Consider the following 17,946-nt stretch of genomic DNA (forward strand, 5'->3'; position numbering starts at 1 on the left):
TCATCGACAACAAGTAATCATGGTAAAAAGCCTGAAATATACCTAGCTAAAGGCTTTTAACCGGAAAATTGGCTTGAGATTCTTATGTATGACAATGAGACGAACCTCACACTTCAAACAAAACAAAAAAATTCAATGCGCCGACCGGTTAATAGTTAACAATGCAACCAAATGTGCTTTCATTCGATAAAATAGCAGCCAGAAAACCTGTAAATCCTGTAACAGGCACTTGGTTTTTTAAGGCACTAAATTTTTATTTAATACATTAGTACAGCCTTAACAGCATTATAAGAAACAATATGGTGTATTAATTCACAATATTCACATATGCCCCGAACATCGTGAAATGAGCAACGAGAAGACACTATCTTGCCGTCCAACCACCATCCAGAACAATGGTCTGACCGGTAATATTCTTACCTGCCGGCGATATTAAAAAATCCACCGAGGCAGTAATTTCGTCCATACCGATGAACTGTTTTTTAGGCATCGGGGCCAACATAATATTGTCGATCACAGCCTGCTCAGATATTTGATGTTCATGTGCCTGCGCCGCAATCTGTTGTGCCACTAATGCAGTCTTCACATAAGCAGGACAAATGGTATTGATCGTAATGTCGTGCTCCGCAACCTCCAGCGCCACCGCTTTGGAAAAACCGAGCAAGCCATGCTTGGCTGCGACATAAGCACTTTTATATGGCGATGCCACCAGTGAGTGAATGGAGCCTATATTGACGATCCTGCCGTAATTCTGTTGTTTCATTCTCGGCATCGCCGCTCTGGTCAGCATGGCAGGACCAACCAGCAGAACGTTCAGCACCATCTGCCAGCGCCCGACCGGAAAATCCTCCAGCCGGGATACGTATTGAATACCGGCATTATTGACCAACACATCCACCCGCTCACACTGCTGAATCACTGCATCGATATCCGTACTGGAGCAGACATCGAGCTGTATACCCTCTGCCTGGCCACCATTGCTGCGGATGACGTCAGCCGCCGATCTGGCTGCATATTCATCCAGATCAGTCACGATCACTTTAAACCGCGTTGCCAATGAGGCGGCAATGGCAAGACCAATACCAGCACCTGCGCCAGTCACCAATGCTACGGGTTGAATCGCCATACATTTCTCCTGAATATTGTTGTTTTTTTACCAGAATCCGTATTTGCGCGAATTTCGTCAATACGACCTGCGGTTAAGCCGTCAGTAGTTTCCCTGAGGTCTGCACTCCCTGGCAGGCAAAGATCATAAAAGCACACTCTATAGTTTAGGCCCATTGCATCGGAAAACAGCTTGGGCTTTTGAATTTTTCCCGCTCTGCTATAGCATTAGCAGCAATTTTTACCTGAGAGCTTTGATCATCATGGCAAATTCACTACAGGACCAGCTGCTGAAAGCCGGACTGGTTGATAAGAAGAAGTCCCAACAGATAAAAAAACAAAAGCAGCAGGCCGAGAAACTGCAACGTAAACACAAAGTATCGACAGAGGACGATAAGGTCGATATAACCGCAGTCCGGCAGGCCGAAGCGGAGAAGTCCAGAGAACTGAACCGCAAACGCGATGAAGAGGCACAGGCGCGGGCCATCATGGCGCAGATCAAGCAGATGATCGAAACCAGCCACATCAATCATGATAAGGGTGAGCTGGCGTTTCATTTCAAACACGGTACTCTGGTGAAACAGATATACGTCACTGCTGAACAACAGGCTCAGCTCGAGCGCGGTCAACTGGCCATTGTTTCATTTGAAGACCGCTATCGTCTGGTACCCAGAATTGTTGCGCAAAAAATAGCCGAGCGTGATGCCGGACTGGTAATTTTCCTGAACGAACCAGGTTATGCCGGACAACACCAGGCAGACGAAGACGATCCTTACAAGGATTTCGTCATTCCCGATGACTTAATGTGGTAATGCAATTTGTTTACACACTTTGAACTTTCCGAATCGCTGCTCAAGGCGATCACCCAACTAAACTGGGAGCAGCCAACTGATATTCAGCAGGCTGTCATACCCAAAGCACTTGAACAAAAAGACTTGTTACTGAGTGCCAGCACCGGAAGCGGTAAAAGCGCCGCGTTTCTGTTGCCACTGCTTGAGCGGCTGATACGCCGAAAAAAGGACAATACCGACACCCTTGCACTAATCCTTTCACCCACGCGAGAGCTGGCCAGCCAATTATTCAAAGACTGTCAGGCCCTGGCAGCATTTACCGATATCAACAGTATTGTTATCACCGGTGGTGAGAGCCTTAAACCACAGGCAGCCAAAATCCGTAAAAACCCGGAAATCGTCATTGCCACACCGGGACGCCTGCTGGAACACCTGACGGCAAAACAGGTATTTCTGCAGGATCTGGAATATCTGGTGATCGACGAGGCCGACAGAATGCTCGACATGGGTTTTCATGAAGACGTTCTGAATATCGTCAAAGCCTGCCAATCGCAACGCCAGACGTTGCTATGTTCAGCAACCCTGAGTGACCCGGCGGTATTACGGCTGGCCCGTGAGATCATGACTCCCGATGCCGAACACATCGATCTGACGGAAACCCAGGAACAGCCGAGTATCCGTCAGCAGATTATTCTTGCAGACGACCGGAAACATAAGGAAAGGCTGCTCGACTGGCTGTTACAGAATGAGACTTACGACAAGACGATCATCTTCTGTAATACCCGTGATCAGGCAGACGCTCTTGGCAACGTTTTACGTTACCATGATTACCGGGTCGAAGTACTACATGGCGAAAAGCAGCATCAGCAGCGGAAAAAAGTCATGCAGGCTTTTACCAACCAGGGCTTGAAGATATTGGTGGCATCGGATGTCGCGGCCAGAGGGCTTGATATCGATGGCATAAATCTGGTGATCAACTTCGACTTTGCCCGTAAAGGTGATGACCATCTGCATCGGGTGGGCCGTACCGGTCGTGCAGGTACAGAAGGGTTAGCCATCTCGTTTGTCACCGCCAATGAATGGAATCTGATGGTCGGTATTGAGAGATACCTGGGGATTCACTTTGAACAACGCCAGATCAAGGCTCTGAAAGGCAGTTTCACCGGCCCGAAAAAGCTCAAGGCATCCGGCAAAGCTTATGGCTCGAAGAAAAAGAAAAACAGCAGCAAAGCTGATGTGAAAAAGTCCAGACCCGCGAAAAAACCGACAACCGACAGCGGCGGATTTGGAGTGATCAGGAAAAAAACCAAGAAAGACTGATGTCAGAATATCGCGGTCGTTTTGCCCCTTCACCGACTGGCCCTCTGCATATAGGGTCACTGTTTACCGCAGTGGCCAGTTACCTGCACGCACGCCAACAGAACGGCAAATGGCTGGTGAGGATAGAAGATATTGATCCGCCCCGCGAAGTACCCGGTGCCAGCGATGATATCCTTAGAACGCTGGAACGATTTGGCCTGTACTGGGATGAATCCGTAATTTATCAGAGCCAGCGCCATCAGTATTATCTGGAGGCCATTGAGCAGCTTCGACAGCAGCATAAACTGTTCTGGTGTCGTTGCTCACGCAAGGAACTGGAATCGTTTGCCGCCTATCCAGGTTACTGCCATCGTTACAATGCTGACAGGCCTGACAGTGCGATTCGGATTCGCACTGATCAGCACATCATTCATTTTAGTGATCTGTTGCAAGGACCTGACCATTGGTCGCTGGCCGAACACGGGGGCGATTTTGTCATCCGCCGCCGCGATGGTTTATTCGCTTACCAACTGGCTGTCTGTGTTGATGATCACGCTCAACATATCAATACGATCGTGCGCGGTATCGATCTATATGATTCCACCTGCAAGCAAATCTACCTACAGCAACGACTTAACTATCACACACCGATCTATGCGCATCTACCGGTGCTGGTAAACCGGACCGGACAAAAGCTCAGTAAACAAACGTTTGCACGTCCGGTAAACGACCTGGAGCCTCGCAACTGCCTGTTATGGGTACTGAAGGCACTGGGCCTGACTCCGGATTCGTCCATGGACCTGGCTGATATGTTACCGTGGGCGACTCAACAGTTTGACATTCATGCGCTTTACGGACAAAAACAGCACATCGCACCGGACTTCAGTGAATAAAATATTTGCCATCAATTGGATCTGTAATCCATGGCGGAAATTCTGTCGCAACCCAAAAGACACTGCTTTTCAGTAACACGATAACTTCTTAATGGTATTCGAAAACGGACGCAAACATCAGCAATCAGTCCATATTCTGTTTTCTGTTAGCGATCTGGAAATAATCCAATATATCGCTGCTGCTCCGTATGCGAATCATCTACCATAGCCAGAACCTTTAAGAATAAGAATAAAAATAACAAAGCCTGAATAATAACCTGCGTCACCGACATGACTCAGGAGTTCTAATAACAATAAACCAAGATATTCCCGGTTTTTAATGGAGGAAGTCGTGAATGAAATGCGTTGTCGTCGTTGATTCCAGTTGTGATCTGCCTCAGGACTATCTTCAGTCCAATCCGATTTTGGTTTTACCGTTGAATTTTTCTATCGATGGCAAGAAAGCTGTCGACACGCTGTCATCCGTCGAAAAAATCAAAATGTATAGCAGGGAACTGCTGGGCCGGGACCATAACGTCGAATCCATTCCATCTTCTCCGGCGCAGGTCTACACCTTTTTTATGAATCACGTGGTCACCCAATATGATTTTGCACTGGGTCAAACCGTCACTCAGAGCCGCAGTCCCAATTACGACAACTGGCAGCAGGCTAGCGGCCAGATTCAAACTGATTACCATTTAAAACGTCATGATGCGGGTCTGACGACTCCGTTCAGTTTCAGAGTCATTAATTCAGGAACCTTTTTTGCCGGACAGGGGCTGCTGGCCGCCTATACCATTGAACGTTTGAAACAGGGTATCAGCAAAAACCAGATTCGTGCGGTGGTGGAAGATTTCAAGCAGGATATCAATGCCTTTGCGGTTCCGCGCGATGTGGCCTACCTACGAGAGCGAGCCCGGAAAAAAGGTGATTCATCAGTAGGTCTGCTGGCATCAATGATCGGCAAAACCCTGGATATTTCACCAGTGATCCGGGGAGATTCCGACAGCACAGAAACGGTGGCCAAAATCAGAGGGCGGGATAACGCCGTTAACAGGCTGTTTGATTATACCACTCGTCATATGCAGGAAGGTCTGAGCTTTCCTGTAGTATGCATCAGCATTGCTGATGAACCTGCGACATTAACGATGTTTGCGGGATTTGACACTCTGCTGGAACAGGCAAAAGCTCATGGCGTTAAAGTACTCATCAGCGTAATGGGTATGGCCGGGGGGATCAATCTGGGGCCTGGCAGCATTTGCATTTCGTTTGCCAGCAAACATAAGGACTATGACTTCTGAGAACTGACTCCCGGCCATTGTGAGGGCCGGGAGCAATGAGAAACGAGCGGTTATTCCCGTTCTTTTACATAAGGGATACCGACCGCTTTGGGCGCCCGGGATTGACCGATAAAGCCCGCCAACAAAACCACGGTCAGAACATACGGCACCATTTCAATAAACTGTACCGGAATCGACCCTATACCCAGGATCTCCACTCCCTGAAGCCGGATGGCATAAGCTTCCAACAGACCAAACAGGAAACAGCCAAACATGGCCGGTACCGGTCGCCATTTCCCAAAGATCAGTGCCGCCAGTGCAATATAGCCCTTACCAGCACTCATATTGGGGATAAATTGCGCCACGTTACCACCAGTGGACAGGTATGAGCCGGCAATACCGGTCAGAATACCGCAGACCACTAATGCCAGATAACGCATTTTGATGACCGAAATCCCTGCAGTATCAACCGCAGCCGGATTCTCACCGACCGCCCGCAGGCGCAAACCGAAACGGGTACGGAACAGAATAAACCAGCTCAAAGGTACCAGCGCAAACGCGAGATACAGAACGATGGAATGACCACTCAGAACTTCACCGTAAATCGGGCCGACGATGGGAATATCCATGACTTTTTCGGCACCCCACCAGTTAATCGATTCAAAACGGGCATCTCCCTGCAAATTAGGCGTCTGCCCACCCTGATCAAACCAGTAGCGTCCCAGAATCACGGTAGCCCCGGTGACCAGAATATTAATCGCCATACCAGACACAATCTGATTGCCCCGGTGAGTGATGGTGGCAAAACCATGCAACATCGATAACGCGATAGTGGCACCGATGGCCGCCAACATTCCGATCCAGGCAGAGCCACTGACGTAAGCCGCTGCAGCCGCCGCAAATGCCGCCGCAAGCAACATACCTTCAAGGGCAATGTTCACCACCCCGGCACGCTCAGAAAACATCCCGGCCAACGCACACAACACCAGCGGCGTCGACAGTCGCAACATGCTGTCCAGAGGCAAAATGATCCAGTTAAACCAAAACTCAAGCATTTTGCGCCTCCTCGTCATTGTTCGAGCGGGAACGTGTCAGCGACAGATAGAGCTTCTCCACACTCGGTTTAAACATATATTCCAGAGCCCCACTGAACAAAATGATCAGCCCCTGCAGCACCACAATAATCTTGCTGTCCACCCCCGGGAATTCAAACGCCAGCTCTGCGCCTCCCTGATAGAGAAATCCAAACAACAGACTCGCCAGCACGATACCCACCGGGTGATTACGTCCCATCAGAGCAACCGCAATACCGGTAAACCCAAAACCGGCCACATAGTTAAGTTTCAGCTGATGCACGTCGCCGGAAATCATGTTAAGAGCAAAAAAGCCGGACAGCATGCCAGACAGAATCATCGCCAGCAGTACAATTTTAACCGAACTGACGCCGGCATAGGCTGAGGCCGAGGCATTGGCACCATAGGCTCGAATTTCATATCCCCACCGGGTATGCCACAGGAACAACCAGACAAAGACACAACACAAAAGCGCAAACACAAAAGAGAGATTCCAGGGGGTTGGTGTGACATCTATGCCCACCACCGACAGAACTTCATGCATTCTGGGTATCCAGCTGCTTTCGGGCAGGATAGCGGATTCAGAGGCCATACTGGCAGCTGGCTTGAGTACCTGTAGCAGTATATAACCGATCAGAGAATTACTGATCAGATTAAACATGATCGTGGTGATGACAATATGACTGCCGCGTTTGGCCTGCAAATAAGCCGGGATATAAGCCCACCCTGCGCCAAAAACACCCGCCGCGATTATCACCAATGGAATCATGATGATGGCGGGTAATGCATTGCCAAACCATAACGAAACAAACGTCACCCCCAGGCCACCAAGATAAGCCTGACCTTCACCGCCAATATTGAACAGTTGGGCACTGAACGCCACGGCCACGGCCAGACCGGTAAAAATAAAACCGGTGGTGTAATAAAGGGTATAACCCCAGCCCTCGGAATAACCAAAAGCCCCCTGCCACATGACTTTGGCAGCATCAATGGGACTGACACCGATATAGATAAACACCAGCGCCGATACCAGGAACGCGGCCAAAACGTTCAACACCGGGATAACGGCATAATTGATCCATGCGGGAATACGTTGCTGACTCATGCGTTTCCTCCAGCCTGTTGCAGATGATCGGGGGTACAGTTGGCCATCATCAGGCCCAGGGTTTTTTCATCAGCCTGATCGCTGGAGATTTCGCCGACGATATTGCCATCGAACATTACAATGATTCGATCTGCCAGACTCATAATTTCATCCAGTTCAACGGATACCAATAACACCGCTTTGCCGGCATTACGCATATCGATAATACGTTTGTGAATGAACTCGATTGCACCGATGTCGACCCCCCTTGTCGGCTGTCCTACTAACAGAACGTCGGGGTCCTGTTCAACTTCACGGGCAATCACCAGTTTCTGTTGATTACCACCGGAAAAATTAGCGGTTTTCAAACAGGGATCCGCAGGCCTGACATCCCAGGTATCCATTTTTTCCTGACAATCTTTCAGAATGGCGTTTTTATTCTGCAAAAACGTATGGTTATACTCAGCTTTCCGATGATAACCGAGAATAAATGCTTCCTGGGCATCGAACTTATTGATCAACCCCATCTTATGGCGGTCTTCAGGCACATGCCCTACACCAATACCACGAATCTGATAAGGATCCATATGATGCTCTGCGGTAATCTGGTGGCCGTTCAGCTCGATGACACCACCGTTGATCGGACGAATGCCTGACAATGCTTCAAGTAACTCTGACTGACCATTGCCGCTGACACCCGCCACACCCAGAATTTCACCTTCACGAACCTCGAAACTGATGTTCTTGAGTCGATCCACACCACCTTCGCGAACAACAACATCTTTAACAGACAACAGCGCTTTACCAGGAGCATGTGCCTCGCGCTCAACCTTAAAGCGCACTTTTCGTCCCACCATCAGTTCAGCTAATTCTTCACGGTTGGTATTGGCGGTATCAACATGAGCCACCATTTCACCACGTCGCATAACGGAAACATGATCGGTCGCCGCCATGATTTCCCGAAGTTTATGGGTGATCAGAATCACGGTGGTACCACGAGCCTTCAGTGAAGCCAGAATCTTAAACAAGTGTTCGGTTTCCTGCGGAGTCAGCACCCCCGTCGGCTCATCCAGAATCAATACTTTGGCACCGCGATATAACGCCTTTAGAATCTCCACCCGCTGCTGCAAGCCGACCGGTAACTCTTCAACAATGGCATCCGGATCAATATCAAGTCCATAGTCGGTTGCCAGCCGTTGCAGTTCGGTGCGGGCCTTACTCATTCCCTGACGCAACATCATGCCACCTTCTGTTCCCAACATGACGTTTTCCAGAACGGTGAAATTATCCACCAGCATGAAATGCTGATGCACCATGCCGATACCGGCATCGATGGCATCCTGAGAACCCTTGATGTGAACCACCTGACCATCTATCAGAATGTCACCGGCATCCGCCTGATAAAACCCGTAGATAATGCTCATCAGGGTTGATTTACCGGCGCCGTTTTCTCCGACAATTCCGTGAATCGTGCCTTTGTTAACTTTTAAATCGATATATTTATTGGCGTGAACTTCACCAAACCGCTTATCGATACCGCGAAGCTCTATGGCGAGAGAGTCTGTCATATCATCACCGTACTGGGCCTGCTATACAGGTAACTTATAAACCAGATGCGCAAATGCATCGTCCTGATACACCTACCCTTCACCCTGAAAAGTCCGGCACCAAACCGTTTCAATCCTGTGAATTTTTCGGGGCTGTCTGAGTCGCTGGCGATATCGAAATGCAGCCAGTCAAAGACTTGCATCAGGCACTTCGTTATCCAACGGACTCATTAAACTGCAGTTTGACTGTGTTAATTAAAAAAGGCGGTTACCTTGCGATAAACCGCCTTATATAGTTCTTATTCTATTAACTCACTGTATGTCACAACTGTTTGAAGTCATATAGTCATATACTTTGATCTTGCCGGATTTGATATCCGCTTCAATTGCATCCATTTTGGCTTTCATGTCATCAGTGATCAGATCTTTATTGTATTGATCCAATGCCCAATCAACACCATCAGCAGCAAGATTCATCACTTTCAAACCACCTTTCCAGGTACCATCCTGAGCTTCTTTCCAGGACTGGTAAGATGCATAACCCACTTTCTTGGTCATGGAAGTAAGCATGGTACCAGGCTGCATATAGTTCTGGTTGGAGTCCACACCGATGGCGTATTTGCCTTCATCTTTGGCCGCCTGATAAACACCGATACCAGTACCACCTGCTGCGGCATAAACCACGTCAGCACCTTTGGAGAACTGGGCCTTGGCCAGCTCGGCGCCTTTGGCTGGATCACCCCAGGCTGCCGGTGTGGTACCTGTCATGTTCTCAAATACGGAAATACTTGGGTTTACATATTTGGCGCCCTGCACATATCCACAGGCAAATTTGCGAATCAGGGGAATATCCATACCACCGATAAAGCCGACTGCACCGGTTTTACTCTTCATGGCGGCCAATGCACCTACCAGAAATGAGCCTTCATGCTCTGCAAAAACGATGGATTGAACGTTGGGAAGATCAATAACAGAATCGATGATGGCAAACTGTATATCCGGGAATTCTTTGGCCACTTTTTCCACAGGAGAAGCGTAGGTGAAGCCGACTGCGATAATCGGACTGTTACCACGTTGTGCCAGGCGTCGTAAACCCTGTTCCATTTGAGCTTCATTCTGAGGTTCAAATTCACGGACTTTAACACCGGTATCCGCTGTAAATGGTAAAACACCATCTTTGTACACAGCTTCGTTAAAAGACTTGTCGTTCTTACCGGCCTGATCGTAAATAACAGCAGGAGCAAACTTTGCTGCCATCGAAACAGATGCAGACAAAGCAACAGCGGCGACGGCCGCGACTTTGATAAAACCTTTCATGGTGAATTCCCCTTTGGGTTTACAGTTTTTAATTATATCGAGCTTCAAAGCGCCGCTAAATTAGCAAGTTGCTTAAATAAATTGAAGCTCTATTGTTGGTCACCTAACACCAATTCGGTAAATCGGTGCTTCTTTGACCATAACCTGATCATGGTCAACTTGAATCAAACCCCACAGCAGATAATAAGCCAACATTACTGCAAAAGTTAACCAAATGGTCAAAAAAATTTGTCCCCACTGTAAAAACCTGCTTGAGCAGTTGAAAGCATGCGGCTGCCAGGACTGGTTTTGTCAACGCTGTGGTGTTCTGGTCTCCAGGAAACAGGCACTGCCAGTATCCGCTGAACACTCCGAACAGGAGCTGAATTCACCGGCAACCATGGCCACCATGGCTGTCCGGCAGTGACGCCGGCTAACAGATAAGATTGATACGGGGATTATCGATTAACAAACTGGTTTGTCTGATAACTGTGGTAGAACAACAATAATGTCACAGGATCTGCATCTATTATGTTTTTTAGACATAAGTACAGGACTGGTCATAAACATAACTGGTTAGTACCATTATTGATCACTGCTGGCCGAATACGCACCAGCACGGGGAACTACCTGCACAATTTCGACAGAATTGATTGATTTCGAATTTTTTTGTTGACCACTTGGTCAGGGCCTGCTGTATTAGTTCTCTCACGATACTGTCATCCGACTGTCACAGTTGGACACAATCATGCATACAAATGCATGCTAATAATCTCAACAAACGATAACTAAGAGACAAAGGAAGCCACTCAACATGAAACGCTTACTATCTTTGGCCATGATACTGATCGCTTCGATCTCCCTGATCAACGGCTGCTCGATGATGTCCCCCAAGTACGAACCAGGCAAGCAATATCACCTGACGATTCTGCACACCAATGACCACCATGGCCGCTTCTGGAAAAATGATAAAGGCGAATATGGTATGGCTGCCCGCAAAACACTCATCGACAGCATTCGTTCTGAAGTTGAGTCTGAGGGTGGCAGCGTATTGTTATTGTCCGGCGGCGACATTAACACAGGCGTACCCGAGTCAGACCTGCAGGATGCCGAGCCCGATTTCATCGGTATGAAAGCGCTGGGTTATGACGCTATGGCGGTAGGTAATCACGAATTCGACAATTCCCGGAAAGTCCTTGAAAAACAGGAAGGCTGGGCCGGATTCCCATTCCTGAGTGCGAATATTTTTTACAAAGGCACCGATAAAACTCTGTTCAAGCCCTATAAAATCTTTAATGTACAAGGCAACAAAGTTGCGGTTATGGGCCTGACAACCGAAGACACGGTCAAAATCGGTAACCCTGAATACACCAGCGACCTGGATTTCCGTTCCCCTGTCAGCGTTGCCTCCAAACTGGTCCCGGAACTGCGCGAAAAAGCCGATATCGTTGTGGCGGCCACTCACATGGGTCACTATGCCAACGGAAATTACGGCGGCAATGCTCCCGGTGATGTGACTCTCGCACGCGAGGTATCCGGCATCGATATCATCGTTGGCGGTCACTCACAGAATCCATTGTTCGAACCTGATGTTCAGAACAACACATTGATTCTCCAGGCTTATGAGTGGGGTAAATATGTTGGACGTCTGGACCTGGTCATTCAGGATGGCAAGATTCAGAACTACCAGTATCGTCTTATTCCAGTCAATCTGAAGAAAAAAGAAAAGGACGCTGACGGCAAATCCATTTATACCCTGATGGAAAAAGAAATCGCAGAAGACCCCGCCATGTTGGCTCTGCTCACCCCTTACCAGGAAAAAGGCTCCGAATCTCTGAATGTCATCATCGGCAGCAGCAATGGCCTGTTTGTAGGTGATCGCAGCGTGGTGCGTAAACAGGAAACCAATTTGGGTAACCTGATCGCCAGAGCCCAAAAAGAAAAAACCAAAGCAGACGTGGGTATCATGAACTCTGGCGGTATTCGTGCGGACATGGAAGGCGGCGACATCACCTACAAAGACGTACTGATTGTACAGCCATTTGCCAACATGTTGAGTTATGTGGACTTCACTGGCAAAGAGCTGTTTGACTATCTGACAGTAGCTGCGAACAAAGAAGTGGGTAGCGGTGCATTTGCACAATTCGACGGCGTCAGCATGGACGTGAAAAACGGTCAGATCATGAACGTTAAAATTGCGGGTAAACCACTGAATATGAATGCCACTTATCGTCTGGCAGTCAATGCCTATGTCGCTTCCGGCGGTGATGGATATCCTAAAATTACCGATCACCCAAATTACGTCAACACCGGATTCGTAGATGCAGACATGCTGGTTGAGTACATCAAAAACCACAGTCCGCTGAAAGTTGAGGATTTTGCACCAAGTAATGCAGTAAACCGGATGTAATTGTTCACATCCCCAAAAAAAGCCCTGATATCAGGGCTTTTTTTTCGCCGGTCACTCGTTGAACGGCATTTTACCGGCAAGTCTGCTCAGCGGCTGTACACCGCAAAACTGTAGTCGTATGAGTGATCAGCATCGGCACAGAACTCCTCTGTACTCTGCAGCTGCCAGGACTGCATATCAAATTCTGGAAAACAGGTATCGCCCTCGATATCAGCATGTACCTGGGTAATATACAAACGATCTGCCATGGGTAGCGCCCGGGCGTATATTTCAGCTCCTCCCATGACCATGATTTCGTCCTGCTGCCGGGCCTCAGACAGTGATTCTGCCAGCTCAATCGCCTCTTCCAGGCTACCAGCGACATGTACCCCCGGTAAACTGAGATGCTGCTGTCGGGTGATTACGATGTTTTCGCGATCAGGTAAAGGCTTGCCCAGTGAGTCATAGGTTTTACGCCCCATGATGACACACTTACCAGTGGTCAACTGTCGAAAACGCTTCATGTCATTCGGCAGCCGCCAGGGCAATTGATTATCTTTACCAATAACCCGATTTCGGGCCATTGCCCATACTAATGCCAGTTTCATGGCGAAACTCCTTACTGTTAAAAACCTGTGACGCCACAACATTATAAAGGGTCTGGTTGAACAGTTGCGATAAAACTGCCGAGCCATTACCCTTAGCCGTCCTCCTGGAGCTGTGGACCCAACGCGTCCCGCGACTTCCCGGTTCCGTAAATATTTAGTGGCACGCTGTCCATTATTTTCGCATCTGCCATACACCTTATTTTGGAGATAGTAATGACCCCCGTTCCCGGCGATATCCAGCAAGTTATGGACGAAGCTGATTGTTTATTCAGTGAAAGCCAGATAGAAGTTGCAATTGACCGCATGGCAAAAGAGATCAGTAATGACATTTCTGGTAAAAATCCGATTGTATTCAGTGTCATGAATGGCGGGCTGGTATTAACCGGCAAACTGGTCACCAAACTCGGCTTTCCACTTGAAGTCAGTTATTTGCATGCCACCCGTTATCGCAATGAAACCCGCGGTTCTGAACTGGACTGGAAAGCGTTCCCCGCTCAACAGCTTAAAGATCGCACCATTTTGATTGTCGATGATATTTATGATGAGGGTGCCACTCTCGGTGCCATTGTTGACCATTGCCGTACTGAGCAGGTTGGCGATTTACACGTTGCAGTTCTGCTGAATAAACTGCATGACCGGAAAGCCCGCCCAGACATCCTTCCGGACTACATCGGTCTCGAATGTGAAGACCGCTTTGTCTTCGGCTTTGGCATGGATTACAAAGGATACTGGCGTAATGCTCCTGGTATCTATGCCGTTAAAGGCATGTAAACCTGCACTCATCGATGGTCACTGATTTGCGGTTGACGGTTCGCTGTCAGCCGCCCCCGTCTGAATAGTTTTATCTTCCATTACAATTCTGTAACAGTTACGTCTTATACTGTTATCCGTTTATTGCCTGATAAAAAGCGGTTGTTATATGGAAGAATTATCTTTTTTTAATCGTGAGCTCAGCCTGTTGCAATTCCACAAGCGGGTACTGCATCAAGCCACGGATGCATCTCTACCGGTTTTGGAACGGGTTCGATTCCTGTGTATCTCAGCAACTAATCTGGATGAATTCTTTGAGGTCCGGGTTGGTGGCCTGATTGAGCTGATTGAGCGGGGATCAGGAACAACCTCCTTTGCCGATGGCATGACCATCACTCAAACCAAAGAAGCAATCGCCGAACAGGCACATGAGTTTGTGCATCAGCAGTATACGGTTCTAAATGAACAGATTTTGCCGTTACTAAGGGAAAATGGCATTTTTATTCTGCGCAGAGATGAATGGGTCAGCGACCAGATCAACTACCTGCATGATTACTTTCAAAGCGATGTTTTACCGCTGCTCAGCCCGATCGGTCTCGACCCCGCACACCCATTTCCACGAATTCTGAACAAAAGTCTTAACTTTATCGTCAGCCTCAATGGCAAAGATGCATTCGGGCGAAACTCCGGACGGGCCATTGTGCAGGTACCACGATCACTACCCAATATTATCGAGCTTCCCTCCGAACTGGTTAGCGAGGGACGCGGTTTTATCCTGATGTCATCAATCATCCACCATTTTATGGATGAACTCTTTGTCGGGATGACAGTACTGGGTTGCTATCAGTTCAGGCTGACACGAAATACGGACATCTTTCTGGACGAGGAGGAAACCGATGACCTGCTCAGAGCCATGGAAGGTGAACTTGCCTATCGCCAGTACGGTGATGAAGTACGTATTGAGCTGGCGGACAACACCCCGGAAGATCAACTGGAATTCCTGCTCAATCGCTGCGAAGTAGGCAACCGCGACATGTTCAAAGTCAATGGTCCGGTCAACTTGTCCCGCTTCAATGATCTGTTTGATCTGATCAAAGACCCGGCTCACTATTTTCCGCCGTTTACCCAGTCAGTACCGCGGGCATTTAAACGTTATGACAACTATTTCGATGCTATCCGTCGCCAGGACATTCTGGTCCATCACCCATATGAATCCTTCAGCACGGTGGTGGAATGGATACGTCAAGCCGCCAAAGATCCTCAGGTCCTGGCCATCAAACAGACGCTCTATCGCACCGGTTCAGAGTCTCCCGTGGTAGACGCTCTGGTTCAGGCAGCCAGAGCCGGCAAAGAAGTGACCGTCGTCGTTGAGCTGCGCGCCCGCTTTGATGAACAGGACAACGTTGCCCTGGCCAACAAATTGCAACGCTATGGTATTCACGTCATTTACGGTGTGGTCGGCTTTAAAACCCATGCCAAAATGCTGTTGATTGCCAGAAAGGAAAAAAATCAGCTGCGCAACTATGTTCACCTGGGAACCGGTAACTACCACGCAAAAACCACTCAGGTTTATACTGATTACGGTCTTTTTTCTGCAGACAAATCGTTTGGAGAAGACGTCTATCGTATTTTTCTGCAACTCAGCAGCATGGGCAAAATGTCCAAAATGGAGACCCTGCTACACGCTCCATTCACACTGCATCGCTCTATGATTCGTAAAATTCAACGGGAAGTGGATCACGCAGGCAACGGCAAAGCCGCACACATTATTCTGAAAATGAATTCTCTGTGTGAAGAGCAACTGGTTACTGAGCTGTACAAGGCATCACAGGCTGGTGTCTCGATTGACTTGATTATCCGTGGCATATGTCATTTAAAACCAGGAATTCCAGGGCTGTCAGAAAACATACGGGTTCGTTCCATCGTGGGTCGTTTTCTTGAACACAGCCGGGTATTTTATTTTGAAAATAACGGTGACCCGGAACTCTGGCTGGCCAGTTCCGACTGGATGGTCCGCAACATGTTTCACCGTGTGGAAACCTGTTTTCCGGTTAAATCCAAGAAACTTCGGGAACGTATCATAGACGACCTGAAGCTCGCGCTGGCAGACAATACCCACGCCTGGATGCTGGACGGTGAAGGCAACTATCATCTGGTACAACCGGAAAGCGAAGGCGAGTGTGTCGATTCACAGGCAATACTGTTGGCACAGTGGGCGGCAAGCAGCTGATATCATCCGTAAAAATAAGGTGTCTATTAACCCGCCACAAATACTTGCCAGGTTAATAATTAACTGATTACCCATACCCGGCCCGATTGACAGGTGCCGGGTTTGTCCCCTCTTTTCCCATCATCAATAAACTTCATTTATACGACCAAAAACGTTCTCAAAAACGCCAATCAGCCGTAATTTTTTTGTGACAGACAAGGAACGTAATGAATACAGACATATGCCACATTTTTGAAGAATTTCCAGTTCTATCCCACTAATGAATGGGAGAAATTTTTTGCCGGTTGACGTTAGTATTTTTTGGCAAAATGTTAAGGCGGTATCGATAACATAATGCAGATAATCCAAGGCATAAATACGTCAACCGGAATTCGTCTGGAAGGCAATCAATTGTCTACGATTACTTATCAATCACGATCACCGAAATCTTTATAGCGGGAAATCATCCATGAAGATAATAAAGCTACTGTGCACATTAATACTTCTATCATTAACTCCCTTTTTCACACTGGCAGCCGGTAACGGACCGTTATCCTTTTCACTTCAGGCAACTAAAAAAAGCACCAGCACTTCTGAAATTAACGTTGTGATTACCAATACCAGCGATGAGTTTTTGAAGGTACTGAAGTGGAATACCCCTCTGGAAACAGAGCTCAGTGCAGACATTTTCTCAATTTCGGCCGACGGGAAATTCGTGACCTATCAAGGACGGCTGATTAAACGTGGCGAACCTGAAGAAACAGATTATGTAACTTTTAAACCACGTGAAAGCAAAACGGTGAGTGTCGATCTGTCCCGTTATTACAAAATGGATCAGGCCAACTATTACTCTGTTTATCTCGATGGATACGTAACTGCAATCGTGGAAACAGCAAACAAGACAAATTCCACAATCAACACAACTCAGGTCGAAAGCACGGACATCGAAGAAACCAGTAACAGCCTGAAAATTTTCTTTCAACCAAACACTGTAAAGAAGATTCAGAGCGAAACAATCTCAACTAATTATGAGTCTTGTTCATCCAGCCAGATCAATACACTCAACAGTTCACTGAATGCTGCGGTCAATATTGCCTCTGCGGCATCCAGTGCACTAAACAGTGCATCCAACCCGACCAGTGCACCACGCTATACCACTTGGTTCGGATCGGCTAACAGCTCTCGGCAAAATACGGTTACTGCTCATTTTCAGAGCATTTCCAATGCTCTAAGTTCAGCCCCAATCCGGCTCAGTTGCGCGTGCAATGATAATTATTATGCATATGTTTATCCAAATGACCCATACAAAATTTACGTTTGCAACGCCTTCTGGTCAGCACCATTGACTGGAACAGACTCAAAAGCAGGCACTCTGGTACATGAAATGTCACATTTTTATGTGGTTGCCAATACCGATGACTATGCCTACGGTCAATCAAGTGCCAAGCGTTTGGCCAGAACCAGTCCGGGAACAGCGATCCAAAACGCAGACTCTCACGAATACTTCGCAGAAAATACACCATCCCTTTCAATGTATTAATCGTTTCAAACCGTATGCAGTATGGATGCTGCATACGCGCCTGGACTGAAGATTGATATTGTTCCTGGAATAACAAGATACCGGCCACTCGCATGTATGCAGGT

Annotated in this window: 15 protein-coding genes; 9 read left to right on the forward strand and 6 right to left on the reverse strand. The window is 47.9% G+C overall.

Going from position 1 to position 17,946, the window contains the following annotated elements:
- Positions 1–364: 364 nt before the first annotated feature.
- The gene (locus YC6258_RS25535) at positions 365–1,126 is read right to left on the reverse strand and encodes a 3-hydroxybutyrate dehydrogenase (RefSeq protein ID WP_044619377.1); all 762 of its coding nucleotides are present in this window, start codon (positions 1,124–1,126) and stop codon (positions 365–367) included.
- Between the two features lie 241 nt (positions 1,127–1,367).
- On the opposite strand from YC6258_RS25535, the gene YC6258_RS25540 reads away from it, so the two are divergent.
- The 4 genes from YC6258_RS25540 to YC6258_RS25555 all read left to right on the forward strand — a co-directional run bounded on the left by YC6258_RS25540 (position 1,368) and on the right by YC6258_RS25555 (position 5,367).
- On the forward strand, positions 1,368–1,916 hold the full coding sequence (locus YC6258_RS25540) for a DUF2058 domain-containing protein (RefSeq protein ID WP_044619378.1): 549 nt from the start codon (positions 1,368–1,370) through the stop codon (positions 1,914–1,916).
- A gap of 6 nt (positions 1,917–1,922) precedes the next feature.
- Positions 1,923–3,215 (forward strand): DEAD/DEAH box helicase, encoded by a 1,293-nt coding sequence (locus YC6258_RS25545; RefSeq protein WP_044619379.1) that lies wholly within the window; start codon positions 1,923–1,925, stop codon positions 3,213–3,215.
- Positions 3,215–4,087 carry a tRNA glutamyl-Q(34) synthetase GluQRS gene (gene gluQRS / locus YC6258_RS25550; RefSeq protein ID WP_044619380.1) on the forward strand — a complete coding sequence of 291 codons (873 nt, stop codon included), beginning with the start codon at positions 3,215–3,217 and terminating at the stop codon, positions 4,085–4,087. Before YC6258_RS25545 ends, gluQRS begins: the two co-directional genes overlap by 1 nt.
- A 335-nt stretch (positions 4,088–4,422) precedes the next feature.
- Entirely contained in the window at positions 4,423–5,367 is a 945-nt protein-coding gene (locus YC6258_RS25555) for a DegV family protein (RefSeq protein WP_044619381.1), read from the forward strand.
- Positions 5,368–5,417: 50 nt separating this feature from the next.
- Here the strand turns inward: YC6258_RS25555 and YC6258_RS25560 are convergent, their stop codons facing one another.
- From YC6258_RS25560 to YC6258_RS25575, 4 genes are all read right to left on the reverse strand, one after another.
- Positions 5,418–6,401, reverse strand: a complete 984-nt coding sequence (locus YC6258_RS25560) for an ABC transporter permease (RefSeq protein WP_044619382.1) — start codon at positions 6,399–6,401, stop codon at positions 5,418–5,420.
- The gene (locus YC6258_RS25565; protein WP_044619383.1) at positions 6,394–7,524 is read right to left on the reverse strand and encodes an ABC transporter permease; all 1,131 of its coding nucleotides are present in this window, start codon (positions 7,522–7,524) and stop codon (positions 6,394–6,396) included. The genes YC6258_RS25560 and YC6258_RS25565 overlap by 8 nt, the downstream gene beginning before the upstream one ends.
- Positions 7,521–9,071, reverse strand: a complete 1,551-nt coding sequence (locus tag YC6258_RS25570; RefSeq protein WP_044619384.1) for an ABC transporter ATP-binding protein — start codon at positions 9,069–9,071, stop codon at positions 7,521–7,523. The genes YC6258_RS25565 and YC6258_RS25570 overlap by 4 nt, the downstream gene beginning before the upstream one ends.
- Positions 9,072–9,362: 291 nt before the next feature.
- Positions 9,363–10,367 (reverse strand): BMP family lipoprotein, encoded by a 1,005-nt coding sequence (locus YC6258_RS25575; protein ID WP_044619385.1) that lies wholly within the window; start codon positions 10,365–10,367, stop codon positions 9,363–9,365.
- 214 nt (positions 10,368–10,581) lie between these two features.
- Between YC6258_RS25575 and YC6258_RS25580 the strand changes: the two genes are divergently transcribed.
- Both YC6258_RS25580 and ushA read left to right on the forward strand, forming a co-directional pair.
- Positions 10,582–10,773 carry a YfgJ family double zinc ribbon protein gene (locus YC6258_RS25580; RefSeq protein ID WP_044619386.1) on the forward strand — a complete coding sequence of 64 codons (192 nt, stop codon included), beginning with the start codon at positions 10,582–10,584 and terminating at the stop codon, positions 10,771–10,773.
- 387 nt (positions 10,774–11,160) lie between these two features.
- On the forward strand, positions 11,161–12,756 hold the full coding sequence (gene ushA / locus YC6258_RS25585) for a bifunctional UDP-sugar hydrolase/5'-nucleotidase UshA (protein ID WP_044619387.1): 1,596 nt from the start codon (positions 11,161–11,163) through the stop codon (positions 12,754–12,756).
- 86 nt (positions 12,757–12,842) lie between these two features.
- On the opposite strand, the gene YC6258_RS25590 is transcribed toward ushA, so the two are convergent.
- Positions 12,843–13,343: a dihydrofolate reductase gene (locus YC6258_RS25590; protein WP_044619388.1), complete on the reverse strand. Its 501-nt coding sequence runs from the start codon at positions 13,341–13,343 to the stop codon at positions 12,843–12,845.
- Between the two features lie 213 nt (positions 13,344–13,556).
- Here YC6258_RS25590 and YC6258_RS25595 point away from each other — a divergent pair, with 213 nt between their 5' ends.
- The 3 genes from YC6258_RS25595 to YC6258_RS25605 all read left to right on the forward strand — a co-directional run bounded on the left by YC6258_RS25595 (position 13,557) and on the right by YC6258_RS25605 (position 17,842).
- On the forward strand, positions 13,557–14,114 hold the full coding sequence (locus YC6258_RS25595) for a hypoxanthine-guanine phosphoribosyltransferase (RefSeq protein ID WP_044619389.1): 558 nt from the start codon (positions 13,557–13,559) through the stop codon (positions 14,112–14,114).
- A gap of 148 nt (positions 14,115–14,262) precedes the next feature.
- Entirely contained in the window at positions 14,263–16,323 is a 2,061-nt protein-coding gene (gene ppk1, locus YC6258_RS25600; protein WP_044619390.1) for a polyphosphate kinase 1, read from the forward strand.
- 448 nt (positions 16,324–16,771) lie between these two features.
- Positions 16,772–17,842 carry a M35 family metallo-endopeptidase gene (locus tag YC6258_RS25605; protein WP_044619391.1) on the forward strand — a complete coding sequence of 357 codons (1,071 nt, stop codon included), beginning with the start codon at positions 16,772–16,774 and terminating at the stop codon, positions 17,840–17,842.
- The last annotated feature ends 104 nt before the right edge of the window (positions 17,843–17,946 follow it).

Source organism: Gynuella sunshinyii YC6258, assembly GCF_000940805.1.
Taxonomy (GTDB): Bacteria; Pseudomonadota; Gammaproteobacteria; order Pseudomonadales; family Natronospirillaceae; genus Gynuella; species Gynuella sunshinyii.

Excerpts from the sequence above, each read along its gene's own strand:
- YC6258_RS25595 (WP_044619389.1), top strand. The coding sequence starts at position 13,557 with ATGACCCCCGTTCCCGGCGATATCCAGCAAGTTATGGACGAAGCTGAT.
- YC6258_RS25555 (WP_044619381.1), top strand. The coding sequence starts at position 4,423 with ATGAAATGCGTTGTCGTCGTTGATTCCAGTTGTGATCTGCCTCAGGAC.
- YC6258_RS25535 (WP_044619377.1), bottom strand. The coding sequence starts at position 1,126 with ATGGCGATTCAACCCGTAGCATTGGTGACTGGCGCAGGTGCTGGTATT.
- YC6258_RS25570 (WP_044619384.1), bottom strand. The coding sequence starts at position 9,071 with ATGACAGACTCTCTCGCCATAGAGCTTCGCGGTATCGATAAGCGGTTT.
- YC6258_RS25580 (WP_044619386.1), top strand. The coding sequence starts at position 10,582 with ATGGTCAAAAAAATTTGTCCCCACTGTAAAAACCTGCTTGAGCAGTTG.
- ppk1 (WP_044619390.1), top strand. The coding sequence starts at position 14,263 with ATGGAAGAATTATCTTTTTTTAATCGTGAGCTCAGCCTGTTGCAATTC.
- YC6258_RS25590 (WP_044619388.1), bottom strand. The coding sequence starts at position 13,343 with ATGAAACTGGCATTAGTATGGGCAATGGCCCGAAATCGGGTTATTGGT.
- YC6258_RS25540 (WP_044619378.1), top strand. The coding sequence starts at position 1,368 with ATGGCAAATTCACTACAGGACCAGCTGCTGAAAGCCGGACTGGTTGAT.
- YC6258_RS25560 (WP_044619382.1), bottom strand. The coding sequence starts at position 6,401 with ATGCTTGAGTTTTGGTTTAACTGGATCATTTTGCCTCTGGACAGCATG.
- YC6258_RS25565 (WP_044619383.1), bottom strand. The coding sequence starts at position 7,524 with ATGAGTCAGCAACGTATTCCCGCATGGATCAATTATGCCGTTATCCCG.
- gluQRS (WP_044619380.1), top strand. The coding sequence starts at position 3,215 with ATGTCAGAATATCGCGGTCGTTTTGCCCCTTCACCGACTGGCCCTCTG.
- ushA (WP_044619387.1), top strand. The coding sequence starts at position 11,161 with ATGAAACGCTTACTATCTTTGGCCATGATACTGATCGCTTCGATCTCC.
- YC6258_RS25605 (WP_044619391.1), top strand. The coding sequence starts at position 16,772 with ATGAAGATAATAAAGCTACTGTGCACATTAATACTTCTATCATTAACT.
- YC6258_RS25575 (WP_044619385.1), bottom strand. The coding sequence starts at position 10,367 with ATGAAAGGTTTTATCAAAGTCGCGGCCGTCGCCGCTGTTGCTTTGTCT.